Annotated in this window: 8 protein-coding genes; 4 read left to right on the plus strand and 4 right to left on the minus strand. The window is 72.5% G+C overall.

The features are described 5' to 3' along the window. Positions 1-6: 6 nt before the first annotated feature. Positions 7-813: a carbon-nitrogen hydrolase family protein gene (locus WDZ95_RS15150; RefSeq protein ID WP_425779572.1), complete on the minus strand. Its 807-nt coding sequence runs from the start codon at positions 811-813 to the stop codon at positions 7-9. 46 nt (positions 814-859) lie between these two features. Beyond that, positions 860-5,014 (minus strand): YhdP family protein, encoded by a 4,155-nt coding sequence (locus WDZ95_RS15155; RefSeq protein ID WP_425779574.1) that lies wholly within the window; start codon positions 5,012-5,014, stop codon positions 860-862. A gap of 14 nt (positions 5,015-5,028) precedes the next feature. Between WDZ95_RS15155 and glnE the strand changes: the two genes are divergently transcribed. Further along, positions 5,029-7,827, plus strand: coding sequence for a bifunctional [glutamate--ammonia ligase]-adenylyl-L-tyrosine phosphorylase/[glutamate--ammonia-ligase] adenylyltransferase (gene glnE, locus WDZ95_RS15160; RefSeq protein WP_425779576.1), 2,799 nt, complete (start codon positions 5,029-5,031; stop codon positions 7,825-7,827). 16 nt (positions 7,828-7,843) lie between these two features. Here the strand turns inward: glnE and WDZ95_RS15165 are convergent, their stop codons facing one another. Beyond that, complete coding sequence (locus WDZ95_RS15165) at positions 7,844-8,695, minus strand: ferritin-like domain-containing protein (RefSeq protein WP_166228934.1); 852 nt, start codon at positions 8,693-8,695, stop codon at positions 7,844-7,846. Positions 8,696-8,815: 120 nt separating this feature from the next. Further along, a complete protein-coding gene (locus tag WDZ95_RS15170; protein WP_425779578.1) occupies positions 8,816-9,787 on the minus strand; it encodes a MerR family transcriptional regulator in 972 nt (323 codons plus the stop codon). A 412-nt stretch (positions 9,788-10,199) separates the two neighbouring features. Between WDZ95_RS15170 and WDZ95_RS15175 the strand changes: the two genes are divergently transcribed. The 3 genes from WDZ95_RS15175 to WDZ95_RS15185 are packed head-to-tail and all read left to right on the plus strand — an operon-like array spanning position 10,200 to position 13,638. After that, the gene (locus tag WDZ95_RS15175; RefSeq protein ID WP_425779580.1) at positions 10,200-11,603 is read left to right on the plus strand and encodes an NAD(P)/FAD-dependent oxidoreductase; all 1,404 of its coding nucleotides are present in this window, start codon (positions 10,200-10,202) and stop codon (positions 11,601-11,603) included. Next, the gene (locus WDZ95_RS15180) at positions 11,600-12,412 is read left to right on the plus strand and encodes a DUF1365 domain-containing protein (RefSeq protein WP_425779582.1); all 813 of its coding nucleotides are present in this window, start codon (positions 11,600-11,602) and stop codon (positions 12,410-12,412) included. The genes WDZ95_RS15175 and WDZ95_RS15180 overlap by 4 nt, the downstream gene beginning before the upstream one ends. After that, complete coding sequence (locus tag WDZ95_RS15185; RefSeq protein WP_425779584.1) at positions 12,409-13,638, plus strand: class I SAM-dependent methyltransferase; 1,230 nt, start codon at positions 12,409-12,411, stop codon at positions 13,636-13,638. Before WDZ95_RS15180 ends, WDZ95_RS15185 begins: the two co-directional genes overlap by 4 nt. The last annotated feature ends 3 nt before the right edge of the window (positions 13,639-13,641 follow it).

The following is a 13,641-nucleotide window of genomic DNA, read 5'->3' on the forward strand; positions in this document are numbered from 1 at the left end:
GGGGGATCACAACACCCGGTGCTGCAGCGAGGGCAGCTGCTCGCGCACCTGGCGCAGGCGCGCGGCGTCGAGCTCGGCGATCACCACGCCCGGGCCCTCGGCGTGCATCGCGAGCACCTGGCCCCAGGGGTCGATCACCATGCTGTGGCCCCAGGTGCGGCGGCCGTTCTCGTGCAGGCCGCCCTGCGCGCTGGCGATCACGTAGGCCTGGTTTTCGATCGCGCGGGCGCGCAGCAGCACCTCCCAGTGCGCCGAGCCCGTGGTGTGCGTGAACGCCGCGGGCACCAGCAGCACGTCGGCCGCGAGTGCGCGGTAGAGCTCGGCGAAGCGCAGGTCGTAGCACACGCTCTGGCCGATGCGCCAGGCCTGGCCGGCGTGGTCGTGCAGCTCGAAATGGGTCGGGGCCGTGCCCGCGGTGAGCACGGCGGATTCGTCGTAGCGCTCGCGGCCGTTGTCGTAGCGGAACAGGTGGATCTTGTCGTAGCGGCTCAGGCGCTCGCCGCGGGCGTCGTAGACCAGCGAGGCATTGGCCGCGTGCGCGGGGTCGTCGGTGGCCAGCGGCAGGGTGCCGCCCACCAGGGTCATGCGCAGGTCGCGCGCGGTGTCGCTGAGGAAGTCCTGCACCCGGCCCAGGCCCAGGGTCTCGGCGATCACGAGCTTGTCCTCGTCGCGCGCGCCCATGAAGCAGAAGTACTCGGGCAGCACGGCGAGCTCGGCGCCGGCCGCCGCGGCCAGGCGCAGCAGGCGCAGGGCCTCGCTGAGGTTGGCGTCCAGGCTGATGCCCGAGACCATTTGAATGGCGGCGACTTTCATGCGGGCTCCTGTGGCGGCGGGTGGGGCGGGCGTGACGCGGGCGAGCTTACTGCAGCGGCTGCGGCGGCGCGGCAGGCGCGGCGCTGCGCGCCACCTTCTGCACCTGCGGGTCGGCCCAGCTGCCGCTGACGCGGAATTCCTGCGTGGCCGCGCTCTGCATGGGCTGGCGCAGCAGGAACTGCGCGAGGAAGGTGCCCAGGCCCACGGCCGGGTTGATCGCGGTGGCGATCAGCGAGGCCGTGCCGGCGTTGATCTCGGGCACCACCACCACCTTGAGGTCCTGGGTTTCGCGCGCCACGTCGGCCGAACCTTCGAGCAGCGCGGCGGCGTTCACGCCCTTCATCTGCAGGTTGTTGGTGTGCACCACGCCGCGCTCGATGCGCGCGTCGCCGCGCACGAAGTCGAAGGCGAAGCCGTCGGAGAAGACGTCGCGGAAATCGAGCACCAGGCGGCGCGGCAGCGCCTGCAGGCTCAGCACGCCGAGCAGACGCGCCGCGCCCGGCTCGGCCTTGAGGAACTGGCCACGCTCCACGTCCAGGTGCAGCTGGCCCGACAGCGAGGGGTAGTCGGGCGCGAAGGGCGCACCCTGCCAGCCCAGCGTGCCTTCGAGGCGGCCGCGCCCGCCGCGCACCAGGCCCTCGCGGCCGAAGCGCTCGAGCAGCGCGCCGCTGTCCTGCACGTCGAGACGGAACTGCAGCGCCGTGCGGCGCGGGCCGCTGCCCTCGGCGCCCGCGCCCGACGCGGCCCAGTTGCCGCTGGCCGTGAGCCGCGCCTCGGGCACGCTCACGCGCAGCGCGTTGAGGCGCCACTCGGCCACGCGCAGCGGCCCGCCGCGGTTGACCGCCTCGACCTCGACGCGCCCGAGCGAGCGGCCGTCCCACTGCAGGTCTTCCACCGCGATGTCGAGGGCGGGCACGCTGTTGCCGGGCTGCTCGAGCAAGCGCTCGACCTCGCTCGGCGCCTGGCGCGGCAGGGTCAGCCGCGCTAGGCGGGCGTACACGCTGCCGGCCTGGGGCCCGCTCGCGGGCCGGAACTCCACGTAGCCGTTGAGCCCGTCGGCATCGACGTTGGCGCGCCACAGCGGGCCTTCGCGCGTGGCGCCCACCACCACGCGCTGGAAGCGCCGGCCGTCCACCGCCACCGCATCGGCCTGCAGCGAAACGTGGGTGGGCAACCAGGCCATGGCATCGCCGCCCGAGCCAGCGGCCGGCGCGCCGGCCGCCGCGGGCAGCAGCTTGCGCCACTGGTCGACGTCGAGTTCGGCCACGCGCGCCTGCACCGCGATGCCCTGCTCGGGCAGCGGCGCGCGCTCGCCCGCGGGCAGGCCCAGGGCGACGCTGGCGCGCGGCGCGCGCGGCGTGGGGCCGAGCTCGCGTTCGAGCTGCAGGTCGAGCACCGGCGCGGCCGCGGGCCCGAGCGCCACCGCCACGCGCTCTCGCGTGGCCTGGCCGTCCTGCACCGCGCTCACGCTGCTGTCGTAGCGCAGCGGCCAGCTCGCTTCGGCGGGTTTGGCCAGCGGCGCCGGCAGCTGGATCGCCATGCCCTGCAGGCTGCTGCTGATGCGCAGCTCGGGCTCGCCGGCGCGAAAGCCCAGTTGCACGCTGTAGGGCGCGCTGCCGCTGGCGTGCGCAAAGAGCGCGCCGACCGGGCCCAGTCCGCCCTCGCGCAGGCCGGCGGCGCTGGCCACGCCCTGGCCGCGGAACTGCAGCTGCACCGGCGCACCAGGCTCGGCGCGCAGGCTGCCGTCGAACACGAGTTCACCACCCAGCACCTGGGCGCGCGCACCGTTGAAGGCGAAGCCGCGTTCGCTGAAGCTGAGCGTGCCGCGCGCGCGCGCCAGCAGGGGCGAAGCGGGCGTGATGCGCAGGTCGGTGCCGTCCAGGCGCACGCTGCCGCGAACGCGCGTGGCCTTGAGGTCTTCGAGGGGCAGTTCGAGCCGCAGCTCGGCCCCCGCCGGGCCGCTGGCCGTGGCGCGCGCCAGCGCCTGCTGCGTGTAGCGGTTGAGCGGCGTGCGCTGCACGTGGCCCAGCAGCGCCTCGCCCGGGCCGTTGGCGCGCAGCCGCACCTGCACCACCGGGTGGTGCGCGAGGTCGTCGACCACCACCGAGGCCTGGTCGATGCGCACCCCGGGCGCGCCGTCCAGGCCGCCCTCGATACCGGTGATGCGCATGGCCATGCGGTCGAGCGCGAACTGCGCGCGCGCACCACGCACGCCGGGCCAGGGCGGATCGCCCGCCGCCTGCAGCGCGGGCGGCAGGTGGTCGAAGTCCACCCCCTCGAGCGCGGCCGTGATCTGGAAGGTGCCGGGCGTGTGCTGGGGCTCGTTGAAGGGCATGTCCCAGACCTCGCCCTGGAGGCGGAAATTCACCTGGCGCGAGACGCCGGCCTTGACCGCGTCGCGCACGTAGTGCCGCGCGTTCTCGTTCACGCTCAGCGGCAGGTAGCGATGCACCGCGGTGCCGTCGGCGCGCGTGAGGCGCGCCGTGAGGTCGAGCACGCCGGGAAAGCGCGCGCGCGCCGGGCTGGTGGCCGGGTCGCCGGTGTGCCAGCGCACCCGCACCGTGCCCTCGGCATGGGCGTTGGCGAAGCTGCCGTCGTCGAGGTCGACCTCGACACGCTCGCCCTTGATGCGCCAGGCCAGCCGGGCGTCGAGGCGGTCGAAAGCGATGCGCGGCTCCTCGAACACGTCGGGGAAGTCGAGCGCGCCCTGGCGCAGCGCGAGCTGGGCGCGGCCGCCGTTCTGGTCGAGCTCGAAGCTCAGGTCGGCGTTGTCCACGCCCGGGCGGCCCGGCAGGGGAAAGCGCCCGCTGCGCGAGAGGCGGCCGCTGGGTTCGCCGGCCAGCGCGAGCCCGCTGAGCCGGCCCTTGGCGCGCAGCACCGCCTGGCCCGCGAGCGGCCCGCTGCCGCGCGCCTGCCAGGCGAGGTCGAGGTCGTCGAGGCGGCCGCGCGGCTGCAGGCGGGCGAGCCAGCCCCGCGCCTCGCCGGGCAGGGGCAGCCGCTCGGCCAGCGCGGTCAGCGTGGCCAGGTCGACCGCACGCGCCTGCACCTCGGTGCGCGCGCCCTGGCGCTCACGCGCGCGCTGGTGGGTCACGCGCACCGTGCCGCCACGCCATTCCTGGCCTTCGGCGGTGCGGAACGCGAGCCGCTCGGTGCCCGCGGTCCACTGGGCCTCGGTCCAGGTGGCTTCGAGGCGGCCGTCGAGGCGTTCGAGCGCCAGCGCCGGCAGATCGGACCCGAGCTGCAGGTCCACGCCGGTGAGCGCGGTGTCGAGCGTGAGCGCTTCGATGTCGCCGCGCTGCAGCCGGGCCCAGGCGCGCAGCGCGCCCTGGCCGCTGCGCACCTCGACGCCCCAGTCGCTGAGGTCGGCGTGGCGGCGCAGCAGCGCCACGTCGGCGCGGCTGAAGTCGGCGTAGAGCTGGCCGCTCCAGTCGTCCCAGGGCTGGCGCGGTGCGCCGCCCAGGCCGGGCAGGCGCCACAGCGGCTCGCGCAGCCGTGCGCGCAGGCTGAAGCGATCGCCCCAGGCGGGCTCGGGGGTGGCGTCGAGCCGCAGGTCGTGCGAGCGGTGGCCGTTGCGGGCCACGAAATCGAGCTCGCGCAGCAGCACCGGCGGCTGGCCGCGACGCTCATCCGTCCAGCGCACCGTGCCGCCGCGGATCGCGAACTCGGTCTGGTCGAAGAACCACTCGGCGCCGCGGCCGTCGCCCGAGCCGCTGTCGGTGAAGGCCATGCCCGCGACCTCGATGCGGCCATCGGCCAGGCGTCGCACGTCGAGCACCGGCCGCTCGATGAGAATCTGCTCGAAGCCGCCGCGCCACAGCGAGGCCACCGACACCGCCCCGCGCACCACGGGCAGCTCCAGCGCGCTGCGGCCGCTGCTGTCGAGCAGGCGCACGTCGCGCAATTCGAACGAAGGCACCAGGGGCGGCAGGCCGCCATCGGGGTTGCCGACGGAGCGGATGGCGCCGATGCGGACCTCGACCCCGACCGCGTGGCTCGCCCACCTTTCCAGGTCGGGGCGCCAGTTTTCGATCCGCGGCACAATCCACGCCTGCAAAACGATCCAGGTCAGCAGGAAGATGCCCCAGGCGCCCGCCACCAGCCACAACAACAGGCGCGTGGCCATGGCCCAAAGCCGCAGCAGACGGCCGGCCGTGACGGCGCCGTCGTCGCGCGCGGTGTTGGCCTGTTGGGATCGCATCATGTCCATCGCGAATTATGACGGGGCACCCCTGCCCGGGTTCCGACATCGGTGAGCGCTTCTTGTCAACGAATGTGAACTCCGCTTCCCCGTTCGGCGCCGCCGAACGCCGTGCCGACCATTCCCGCTTCGTGCAGCGTGTGCGGCGGCGCTACGCCGACGAACTCGCCTGCCTCGCACCCGGCGCACCCGACAAGGCTTCCATGCGCGCCTGCCTCGAGCGACTGGCCGGCGAACGCGGCCTGGCCCGGCCCGCGGCGCTGCGCGTGCTGCGTCAGCTGGTGCTCGAACGCCTGGCCGTGATCGACGCCGAGCAGGGCGCGCCGCTGCAGGCCGTCACACGCGCGGTCACCGAGCTCGCCGAGCTCGCGCTCGACGAGGCCTGCCGCCTGGCCTTCGCCGAACTCGACGCGCTGCACGGCGCGCCCCTGGCCGCCAGCGGCGCGCGCGCCGAGCTCTGGGTGATCGGCATGGGCAAGCTCGGGGCGCGCGAGCTCAACGTCTCGAGCGACATCGACCTGATCTACGTCTACGACCACGACGGCGAGACCGCGGGCAACGCCGAGGGGCGCAACCGCCTGAGCAACCACGAGTACTTCGCCAAGGCGGTCAAGCACATCTACCAGACGGTGGGCGAAACCACCGAACACGGCTGCGTGTTCCGCGTCGATCTCGCGCTGCGGCCCAACGGCAACTCGGGGCCCAGCGTGGTTTCGCTCGGCGCGCTCGAGGAGTACTTCCTCGTGCAGGGGCGCGAGTGGGAACGCTTCGCCTGGCTCAAGAGCCGCGTGATCGCGCCCGACGCGGTGCTGCGGACCGCGGGCATGCAGGCGCTGCGCGCCACCGTGCTGCCCTTCGTGTTCCGCCGCTACCTCGACTACGGTGTGTTCGAGTCGCTGCGCGTGCTGCACCGCCAGATCCGCGACCACGCGGCCAAGCGCGCCGCGGGCAACCCGGGCCGCGCCAACGACGTGAAGCTCTCGCGCGGCGGCATCCGCGAGATCGAGTTCACCGTGCAGCTGCTGCAGGTGGTGCGCGGCGGCCAGTTTCCCGAGCTGCGCACCCGGCCCACGCTGGACGCGCTGCAGCGCGTGGCCAAGGCCGGCCTCATGCCGGCCGACAAGGCCGAGGCGCTGGCGCGCGCCTACGAATTCCTGCGCCAGGTCGAGCACCGCATCCAGTACCTCGACGACCAGCAGACCCACGTCATGCCCGAGCGCGACGAGGACCTGAACTGGCTCGCCGCGAGCATGGGCTTCGCCAACACCTGCGCGTTCCTGCACGCACTCGATGCGCACCGCGAGGTGGTGGCCGAGGAGTTCGACATCCTGCTCGGCGGTGGCACGCAAGGCAGCTGCAAGGGCAAGGGCTGCAACGGCGCCGCACGCAGCGCCGACGAAGATCTGGCCAGCGCGCTCGCCAGCCTGCCCCAGGCCTTCGCCGCGCGCGTGCAACAGTGGCGCGAGCACCCGCGCGTGCAGGCCCTGCGCGAAGACACACGCCAGCGCCTGGTGCGGCTGGTGCAGCGCACCGGCGCCTGGATCGACGAGGGCCGCGTGAGCGAACTCGCCGCGCTGCGCATGACCGACTGGATCGAGCCGCTGCTGCGCCGCGAGAGCTACCTCGCGCTGCTGCAGGAGCGGCCCTCGGTGCACGAGCGGCTGCTGCGCCTGCTGGGCGCGGCCAAGTGGCCCGCGCGCTACCTCATGCAGCACCCGGGCGTGATCGACGAGCTCGCGAGCCAGCAACTGCTGGCCGAACGCTTCGACGCCGAGGCCTTCGAGGCCGATTGCGAATCGCGCCGCGCCTCGCTGCGCACCACGGGCGAAGACGATGAAGAGGCCCTGCTCAACCTGCTGCGCCGCGCGCACCACGCCGAAACCTTCCGCACGCTGGCGCGCGACGTCGAGGGCACGCTCACCGTGGAGCAGGTGGCCGACGACCTCTCGGCGCTGGCCGATGCCGTGCTGCGCCTGACCGCGCGCTGGTGCTGGTCGCGGCTGAAGAACCGCCACCGTGAGACACCGGCCTTCGGCATCGTGGGCTACGGCAAGCTCGGCGGCAAGGAGCTCGGTTACGGCAGCGACCTCGACATCGTGTTCGTCTACGAGGACGAGCACGAGAACGCGGGCGAGATCTACGCCGCCTTCGTGCGCAAGATGATCAACTGGCTCACGGTGAAGACCGGCGAGGGCGACCTGTTCGAGATCGACACCGCGCTGCGGCCCAATGGCAACTCGGGCCTGCTGGTGACGCGCTTCGAGGCCTACGAGAAGTACCAGACCCAGCGCGGCAGCAACACCGCCTGGACCTGGGAGCACCAGGCCATGACGCGCGCGCGCTTCGTGCTCGGCAGCGCCAGCCTCACCGGCCGTTTCGACGCCGTGCGCGAGGCCGTGATCACCGCGCCGCGCGACCCCGCGGCGCTGGCGCAGGAGATCGTGGCCATGCGCGCCAAGGTGCGCGCGGCGCACCCGGTGCGCGGCGAGCGCTTCGACGTCAAGCACAGCGCGGGCGGCATGGTCGACGTGGAGTTCGTGGTGCAGTACCTGGTGCTGCTGCACTCGCAGGCGCACCCCGAGCTGCGCGCCAACAGCGGCAACATCACCCTGCTGCGGCGCGCGGAGGCGGCGGGCCTGCTGAGCCCGGGCCTGGGCGAGGCCAGCGGCCGCGCCTACCGCCGGCTGCGCCAGGTGCAGCACCGCGCGCGCCTGGACGAAGCACCGACGCAGGTGGACCCCGCCGAGCTGCAGGAAGAGGCCGCCACCGTGCGGCGGCTGTGGCAGGAGGTGCTGGGCCACGCGAGCGCCGCGTGACCCGGGGCGCCCGGGCTCAGGCCGCGGCGGGGGCCGGGCCGGCGCCGGTCGCCAGCGATTTGCGGAAGCGGTTGAGCTCCTGCACCGACTTGAAACTGCTGTCCATCAGCAGGCTCATGTTGTGCAGGATGCGTTCGACCACCTTGTTCTCCCACACCGCGTCGAACGCGATCTGCTTGTCCAGCCAGTGCTCGAGCCACTCGGGGTTGGGCAGGCGGCTCTGGATGGTGTCGTTGGGGAACAGCGCCTTGTTCACGTGCAGGTTGGTCGGGTGCAGCGCCTGCGCGGTGCGGCGCGCGCTGGCCATGAGCACGCCGACCTTGGCGAAGGCCGAACGCGCCTCGTCGCCGAACTTGGCGATGGCGCGCTTCATGTAGCGCAGGTAGGCGCCGCCGTGGCGGGCCTCGTCCTGGCTCAGCGTGGTGTAGATGTGCTTGATGACCGGCTCGGTATGCCACTCGGCGGCGCGGCGGTACCAGTGGTTCAGGCGGATCTCGCCGCAGAAGTGCAGCATCAGGGTTTCGAGCGCGGGCGCGGGGTCGAACTCGAAGCGGATGTCGTGCAGCTCCTGCTCGGTCGGCGCGAGGTCGGGCCGGAAACGCTTGAGGTACTCCATGAGCACCAGCGAGTGCTTCTGCTCCTCGAAGAACCAGATCGACATGAAGGCCGAGAAATCGGAGTCGTCGCGGTTGTCGCGCAGGAACATCTCCGTGGCAGGCAGCGCCGCCCACTCGGTGATGGCGTTCATCTTGATGGTCTGCGCCTGCTCGTCACTGAGTTGCGTGCCATCGAATTGCGCCCACGGGATGTCCTTCTCCATGTCCCAGCGGACGGACTCGAGTTGCTTGAAGAGTTCGGGATAGAGCATGGCGGTCTCGCGGTACGGGCGCCGGGGGGGCGCAAAAGGGACGCAAAAAACGGGCGACATTGTAGGCGTGGGGGTATCCCGCCGGGCGAGAAGCCCGACGGCCGCGTGGCCGATTAAGGATTACGCGGTGCGGGCCGCGCCGGATGCGCGCTGCGCGGCCTCGGCGCGCCAGCGCGCGACCGCCACCGCAATGTCCTGCAGCCGCGGCAAGGGCCAGTGCGCGCGCGGGGCCAGGCGCGGCCGGCGGCCCGCCACCCCCCGCCCGCCGGCCCACAGCGCCACCTCGGGCGGCAACGCTGCGCGTAGGCGCGCGAGCTGGGTCTGCACCTCGCGCGCCGACTGCATGGCCGAAAAGCCCAGGGCCACCACGTCGGCGCGCGCGGCCACCGCCGCACGCGAGATGTCGACCAGCGGCGTCTGCACCCCCAGCGGCACCGTCTCGCAGCCTTCGAGCACCAGCAGGCATTCGGCCATCAGCAGGCCCAGGCTGTGCGGCTCGCCCGGCACGGTGGTGAGCAGCACACGCGGCGGCTGCGACGGGCGCGCCGCCATGGCCTGCGCCAGCGCCGGCCGCAGCACCTGCTGCACGGCCTCGGAAAACAGGTGCTCCTCGGGCACGGCAAGGCGGCCGTCGAGCCAGGCCAGGCCCACCTGCACGGACAGCGGGGCCACGGTGTCGGTCACGGTGCGCGCCAGGCCGCGCTCGGCCAGGGAACGCTGCAGCGCGTCGCGCAGGCCGGCGGCGTCCATGCGCTGCATGAGCGCGAGCCAGTCGGCGCCCTCGGGCCAGCCGTTTTCCGCCGGCGCGTGCATCCGGCCGGCAGACGGCTGCGTATCCAGGGCCAGCAGTTGTGCCAGGGGCAAAGCCACCACGCGACCGGGCCGGTGCCCGGCGTCGAGCAGGCGGCGCACGTGGCGCAGCCGGGCCAGGTCGTCGTCGCTGTAGCGCCGTTCACCCTGGGGGTCGCGCGCCGGGCTCGGAAAGCCGTAGCGGCGCTCCCAGACGCGCAAGGTGTCTTTGGCCAGACCGGTGTCGCGCTCGACGTCGGCAATGCTGTGCCCGTGCGAGCCTGGCGGGGATGGATCGGTCATGTACTCGTGTTTCAGGAGCCTGGATTCTGCGCAAGACCGTGGCCAACGGCATACCCGAGCCGCTTGTCAGGGCAAAAATGACTTGACGGTTGCCGATTTATACCGAATAGTCACGTTTCAACCGATGAGTTCAAATCAAAGCCAACCGCTCCCATGCGCCCACCGTTTTCACCGCGATCTCCAGGGAACTTCCCCATGAAAGCCCTGCTCTCATCCTGCGGTTGCGCGAGGGAGTCGATCTGCAACCACCGTTTTTCGCTGCGAAGCCTTCCGGCCCGACAGGGTCCGGATGCAATCCCGGGGCGCTTCTCCTCCTCCTCCCTCCCTCCCTTGTTCGTTTCGGGGCGCTTCGCAGCATCTTGTCCAGCCCGCCGCCGGCCCGCGCCGGCCGGCCGCGGTTGAGGGGACCGGCATGTACCTGTCCCCCAACCCTTCCGCCGCCACCCTCCAGCGCCGCATCGCCGTGGTCGGCTCCGGCATTGCCGGCCTGGCCGCCGCCCACACGCTGCAGGGCCTGGCCGAGGTGACCCTGTTCGAAGCCGGCGAGTGGTTCGGCGGCCACACCCACACGGTGGACGTGACGCTGCCCGATGCGCGCGGCGAGCCCACCACCTTCGGCGTGGACACCGGCTTCCTGGTGCTCAACGAGCGCACCTACCCCAACCTGCTCGCGCTGTTCGCGCAGCTCGGCGTGCCGCTGGCCAAGTCCGACATGTCGTTCTCGGTGCAGGTGCCGGGCCACGGGCCGCGCGGACAGTCGCTCGAATGGAGCGGCTCGGACCTGTCCACCGTGTTCGCGCAGCGCAGCAACCTCGTGAACCCGCGCTTCTGGCGCATGCTGCGCGACATCGTGCGCTTCAATGGCGTGTGCACCGCGCTCGCCGAACGCGGCGACGACCTGCGCCCCGACAGCCCGCTGCTGCAGCCGCTGGGCGACTTCCTGCGCGAGCAGGGGTTCAGCGACGAATTCCGCGACTGGTACTTCCTGCCCATGCTGGGCTGCATCTGGAGTTGCCCGACCGACCAGATGCTGCAGTTCCCGGTGGCCACCATGGTGCGCTTCTGCCACAACCACGGCCTGCTGCAGGTGGCCAACCGGCCCCAGTGGTTCACCGTGGCCGGCGGTGCGCGCCAGTACGTGCAGAAGATCGTGGCCGGCGTACACGACGCGCGCCTGTCCACGCCGGTGCGCCACCTGGTGCGCGAGCCCGACGGCGTGCGCATCGCCACCGACCGCAGCGTGGAGCGCTTCGACGCGGTGGTGCTGGCCTGCCACTCCGACCAGGCGCTGCGCCTGCTCGGCGACGGCGCCAGCGCGCTCGAACGCGAGCTGCTCGGCGCGATCCGCTACCAGGCCAACCGCGCGGTGCTGCACACCGACACCTCGGTGCTGCCCACGGCCACGCGCGCCTGGGCCGCCTGGAACTACGAGCGCGCGCCGCAGCGCGAGCAGGAGTCGGCGCGCGTGTGCCTGCACTACCTGCTCAACCGCCTGCAGCCGCTGCCGGTGCGCCAGCCGGTGGTGGTGTCGCTCAACCCGCAGCGCAAGATCGCGCCGCAGCACGTGCTCGGCGCCTGGGACTACGACCACCCGGTGTTCGACCTCGGCGCCATCCGCGCCCAGGCGCGCGTGCCGCTGATGCAGGGCCAGCAACGCACCTGGTTCGCGGGCGCCTGGTGCGGCTACGGCTTCCACGAAGACGGCCTCAAGGCCGGCCTGCACGCGGCGCGCGGCCTCATGGACCACTTCGGCCTGGTGCCCAAGGCCGGCGCCGGCGAAGCGCGCCGCGCGGCGCTGCCCGGGGTGCTGGCATGAACGAGCAGGCCCAGCTCGGCTTCGGGCAGGTGCGGCACACGCGCACCCGCCCGCGCCGCAACGCCTTCGCCTACCCCACGGCCTTTCTCATGCTGCCGCTGCGCAGCCTGCAGCGCAGCGGCCCGGGCGCGCTGGCGCGCAACCGCGCGGCGCTGCTGAGCTTTCACGACCGCGACCACGGCGACGGCCGCGCCGACTGCCTGGCCTGGTTCGACGAGCTGCTGCGCGAGCAGGGCATCGGCGACGCCGACGGCGAGGTCTGGCTGCACACCTACCCGCGCGTCTGGGGCCATGCCTTCAAGCCCGTGAGCTTCTGGTACGGCCACCGCCGCGATGGCAGCCTGCGCGTGGTGCTGGCCGAGGTCAACAACACCTTCGGCGAGCGCCACGTGTACCTGCTCGACGCCCCACGCTACGGCGTGCCCTGCGAGGCCGACAAGGTCTTTCACGTCTCGCCCTTCTGCCCGGTGCGCGGGCGCTACCGCTTCACCTTCATGCGCACCGCCGGCGAACGCGCGCGCACCGTGGTGCGCATCGACTACTTCGACGAGGCGCAGGCCGGCGCGCTGCTGCAGACCAGCGTGAGCGGCGAGCTGCAGGCGCTGACCGGCGCGAGCGTGCGCCGCGCGCTCTGGTCGCACCCGCTGCTGGGCCTGGCCATCGTCGCGCGCATCCACTGGCAGGCGCTGCGGCTGTGGCTGTTCAAGCGCGCGCCCTTTTTCCGGCAGCCCCCGGCGCCGGCCCGATTCGTCACCCCCGCGGTCCAGCGGACCACCCCCGATGCCCACCTGATGCCCATCGAGCGATGAACAGCACCACCGCCTCCCACCCCGCCACCGGTTTCGTGTTGCCGCGCAACGCCCCTGCCGCCGCGCGCACCGTGCTGCAACTGCTGCAGCGCCTGGCGCACGGCAGCCTCACCGTGACCCTGCCCGACGGCAGCGTGCAGCGCTTCGGCCGCGTCGACGGCCCGCACGCGAGCATCCGCCTGAACAACTGGAACGTGTGCGGCGCGGTGCTCAAGTCGGGCGACATCGGCTTCGCCGAAACCTACATGGCCGGCGACTGGCACACGCCGCACCTGGTCGCGCTCATGGAGCTCATGCTGCTCAACCGCCGCGCGCTGGAAGACGTGATCCACGGCAGCTGGCTGGGCCGGCTGGCCTACCGCGTGCAGCACCTGCTCAACCACAACAGCAAGGCCAACAGCCGCAAGAACATCCACGCCCACTACGACCTGGGCAACGCCTTCTACGAGCGCTGGCTCGACCGCACGATGAACTACTCGTCGGCCTGGTTCCAGACGCCCGAGCTGTCGGAAGAAGAAGCCCAACACGCCAAGGTGCGCCGCGCGCTGCAGCTGGCCGGTGTGCGCCCGGGCGACCGCGTGCTCGAGATCGGCTGCGGCTGGGGCGCGCTGGCCGAGAAGGCCACCACCGAATTCGGCGCCTCGGTGGTGGGCGTGACGCTTTCGACCGAGCAACTCGAATTCGCGCGCGAGCGCATGCAGCGCATCGGCAGCGCCGAGCGCGCCGACCTGCGACTGCAGGACTACCGCGACATCGGCGATGCGCCCTTCGACGCGATCTGCTCGATCGAGATGGTCGAGGCCGTGGGCCGCGCCTACTGGCCGACCTACTTCCGCACCGTCTCGCGCCTGCTCAAGCCGGGCGGCAAGGCCTGCATCCAGAGCATCGTGATCGCCGACCAGCACTTCGAGCGTTACATCCGCGGCACCGACTTCATCCAGCAATACATCTTCCCGGGCGGCTGCCTGCCTTGCCCGAGCGCCTTCCGCGAGCAGGCCGCGCAAGCCGGCCTCGAGGTGGTGGACGAGTTCGCCTTCGGCCGCGACTACGCGCGCACGCTGCGCGGCTGGCGCGAGCGCTTCATGCACGAGCAGGAGGCGGTGCTGCAGCTCGGCTTCGACGAGCGCTTCATCCGCACCTGGGAGTTCTACCTCGCCTACTGCGAGGCCGCCTTCGCCGAGGGCAGCACCGACGTCGTGCAGTACACGCTGCGCAAACCCGGCTGACCC

The organism is Hydrogenophaga sp. T2, assembly GCF_049843535.1.
Taxonomy (GTDB): Bacteria; Pseudomonadota; Gammaproteobacteria; order Burkholderiales; family Burkholderiaceae_C; genus Hydrogenophaga; species Hydrogenophaga crocea.

Bases quoted from the DNA above. Each gene is read 5' to 3' on its own strand.
- WDZ95_RS15150 (WP_425779572.1), bottom strand. From the start codon at position 813: ATGAAAGTCGCCGCCATTCAAATGGTCTCGGGCATCAGCCTGGACGCC.
- WDZ95_RS15155 (WP_425779574.1), bottom strand. From the start codon at position 5,014: ATGATGCGATCCCAACAGGCCAACACCGCGCGCGACGACGGCGCCGTC.
- glnE (WP_425779576.1), top strand. From the start codon at position 5,029: ATGACGGGGCACCCCTGCCCGGGTTCCGACATCGGTGAGCGCTTCTTG.
- WDZ95_RS15165 (WP_166228934.1), bottom strand. From the start codon at position 8,695: ATGCTCTATCCCGAACTCTTCAAGCAACTCGAGTCCGTCCGCTGGGAC.
- WDZ95_RS15170 (WP_425779578.1), bottom strand. From the start codon at position 9,787: ATGACCGATCCATCCCCGCCAGGCTCGCACGGGCACAGCATTGCCGAC.
- WDZ95_RS15175 (WP_425779580.1), top strand. From the start codon at position 10,200: ATGTACCTGTCCCCCAACCCTTCCGCCGCCACCCTCCAGCGCCGCATC.
- WDZ95_RS15180 (WP_425779582.1), top strand. From the start codon at position 11,600: ATGAACGAGCAGGCCCAGCTCGGCTTCGGGCAGGTGCGGCACACGCGC.
- WDZ95_RS15185 (WP_425779584.1), top strand. From the start codon at position 12,409: ATGAACAGCACCACCGCCTCCCACCCCGCCACCGGTTTCGTGTTGCCG.